Origin of the sequence: Vibrio sp. 10N.222.55.C6 (assembly GCF_041473395.1) — a bacterium.
GTDB classification, from domain to species: Bacteria; Pseudomonadota; Gammaproteobacteria; order Enterobacterales; family Vibrionaceae; genus Vibrio; species Vibrio crassostreae_C.
Map to the genome: position 1 here is coordinate 1 of NZ_JBFRSD010000570.1, position 343 is coordinate 343.

A 343-nucleotide genomic window follows, 5' to 3' on the forward strand; every position below is an offset into this window, starting at 1 on the left:
CATCACCACCTGCCATTGTGTATTTATCAGCATGAAGCGGGAACCAACCTACCGTTAGGAACGTTGCGTCACCCTTTGCAATCGAGGTGTAGCCTACGTTGTAGTCCACTTCTTGAGTTGATTTCACGTCATAACCCAATTCTTCTAGAGCACGGTTAACGATCAATGTTTGGAACGTCTCTTCCGCTACAGACGATTGAACAGGCTGAACTGATACGCCCTCACCCGGTAGGCTTGCTGCCCACACGTTAGTCGATACCGCTAATGTAGAAACGATGCTTACTGCGAGTTTACTCTTCCATGAATTATTCATTGGTGTTTTTCCTTAATTGAAGTTCTGATT

1 protein-coding gene is annotated in these 343 nt (G+C 45.5%); it reads right to left on the bottom strand.

Going from position 1 to position 343, the window contains the following annotated elements:
- The coding region (locus tag AB4486_RS25140; RefSeq protein ID WP_372119424.1) for a glycine betaine ABC transporter substrate-binding protein at positions 1 to 313 on the bottom strand (313 nt) is incomplete at its 3' end.
- Between the last annotated feature and the right edge of the window lie 30 nt (positions 314 to 343).